We start from the raw sequence: 1,956 nt of genomic DNA, 5'->3' as shown, positions 1-1,956 counted from the left end.
CTGTCAACAACGGGTAAAAAGTGATCCACTTACCGTCACCACCAACGGTCTAATATTGATCCACCTTGTTTACTCAGGATTAGCTTCCGCTATAACCCCGGCCTTTCGTTTCTGCTTCAGTCGATAGCTCTCTCCTTTTATCTGGACTACGTGTGAGTGATGTAAGATCCGGTCCAGCATCGCCGATGTCAGGGCTGCATCCCCAGCGAACGTCTGGTCCCACTGCCCGAACGGCAGATTAGAGGTCAGGATCATCGCGCTCTTCTCGTAACGTTTGGCGATGACCTGGAAGAACAGCTTGGCTTCCTCCTGACTGAACGGCAGATAGCCTATTTCGTCGATGATGAGCAGTTTTGGGGCCATGACACCGCGATTGAGTGTCGTTTTGTAATGCCCCTGACGCTGGGAAGTCGACAGCTGTAACAGCAGGTCCGCTGCTGTTGTGAAGCGAACCTTGATGCCCGCCCGTACGGCTTCGTAGCCCATGGCTATCGCCAGATGTGTTTTTCCCACGCCCGAGGGGCCCAGTAACACGATGTTTTCGTTACGTTCGATGAAGCTCAGGGAGCGCAGCGACTGGATTTGCTTCTGAGGTGCGCCGGTGGCGAAGGTGAAGTCGTATTCCTCGAACGTCTTTACCGCCGGGAAGGCCGCCATCCGTGTGTACATCGCCTGTTTACGCTGATGCCGGGCAAGTTTCTCCTCATGCAACAGGTGCTCCAGGAAGTCCATGTAGCTCCATTCCTGATCCACCGCCTGTTGCGACAGCGCCGGCGCAGCGCCGATAAGACTGTCCAGCTGCAGCTGTTCGGCAAGCACCATCAGCCGTTGATGTTGCAGTTCGACCATTATGCGGCTCCTCTGCAGAACGTGTCATAGATGGAGAGAGGATGATGCAACGGCTGTCTGTCGAAGGTCACCAGGCTTTCATCAACCTGCACGTCATACTGTTTTTTCTCCGGTGGCAGTGCCAGCATGGATTGCTGTTCCTCCACCCAACGATCACAGGGGCGGGTCTGGATAGTTTCATGCTTCCGTTGATTGGCCACATCGTACAGCCAGCACAGGCCATAACGGTTTGCGGTTTCAACATCGATGGTGATCCCCATCGGACGCAGGCGCGTCATTAACGGGATATAGAAGCTGTTCCGGGTGTACTGCACCATCCGCTCCACCTTGCCTTTAGTCTGTGCCCTGAAGGGACGGCACAGCCGGGGAGAGAAGCCCATCTCTTTGCCGAACTGCCACAGAGAAGGATGGAACCGGTGCTGGCCGGTCTGGTAAGCGTCCCGCTGGAGCACCACCGTTTTCATATTGTCGTACAGGACTTCCTGCGGTACACCGCCGAAGAAGCTGAACGCATTGCGGTGACAGGCTTCCAGCGTGTCGTAGCGCATATTGTCGGTGAACTCGATGTAAAGCATTCTGCTGTACCCCAGAACAGCAACGAACACATGCAGGGGTGACTTGCCGTTTCGCATGGTCCCCCAGTCAACCTGCATCTGTCGCCCGGGCTCGGTTTCGAAGCGAACGACCGGTTCTGCCTGTACGGGGAGTGTTTGCGAACGGATGAACTCTCTTAGGATAGTCATCCCTCCACGATAGCCCAGCTCCATGATTTCCCTGGCAATAACGGTAGCCGGGATTTTGTAGGGATGCGCATCGCTGATCCGCTTAGAGATGTAATCACGGTATTCATCGAGCAGTGATGATGATGCCGGGCGTGGTGAATACTGCGGCTTTTCAGATTTGGCTTTCAGGTGGCTGCGGACAGTATTGCGCGAAATACCCAGTTCCCTGGCGATGGCCCGAATACTCATTCCCCGCTTGTGCAGGACTTTAATTTCCATACGAATCTCAAAAGTGATCATAAGCTCCCCTGTATTCAGAGGAGCAGATTAACCCCTGGATCAATTTTCAACCGCTGGGGCGGATCAGTTTTGCACCGTTGGTAAC

The 1,956-nt window shown here is 54.6% G+C and carries 2 protein-coding genes; both read right to left on the bottom strand.

The features are described from left to right. Positions 1-69: 69 nt before the first annotated feature. Positions 70-849 (bottom strand): IS21-like element ISSen3 family helper ATPase IstB, encoded by a 780-nt coding sequence (gene istB, locus BHU62_RS24495; RefSeq protein WP_073534942.1) that lies wholly within the window; start codon positions 847-849, stop codon positions 70-72. Further along, positions 849-1,871: an IS21 family transposase gene (gene istA, locus BHU62_RS24490; protein WP_073534941.1), complete on the bottom strand. Its 1,023-nt coding sequence runs from the start codon at positions 1,869-1,871 to the stop codon at positions 849-851. Before istA ends, istB begins: the two co-directional genes overlap by 1 nt. Positions 1,872-1,956 lie beyond the last annotated feature (85 nt).

This window comes from Serratia marcescens, assembly GCF_001902635.1.
In the GTDB taxonomy this organism is placed as follows: domain Bacteria; phylum Pseudomonadota; class Gammaproteobacteria; order Enterobacterales; family Enterobacteriaceae; genus Serratia; species Serratia marcescens_F.
Note: the sequence above shows the minus strand (reverse complement) of the source record. Positions and strands in the feature narration are given on the sequence as shown.

What these genes read in the sequence shown, in the direction of transcription:
- istB (WP_073534942.1), bottom strand. Translation starts at nt 849, where the DNA reads ATGGTCGAACTGCAACATCAACGGCTGATGGTGCTTGCCGAACAGCTG.
- istA (WP_073534941.1), bottom strand. Translation starts at nt 1,871, where the DNA reads ATGATCACTTTTGAGATTCGTATGGAAATTAAAGTCCTGCACAAGCGG.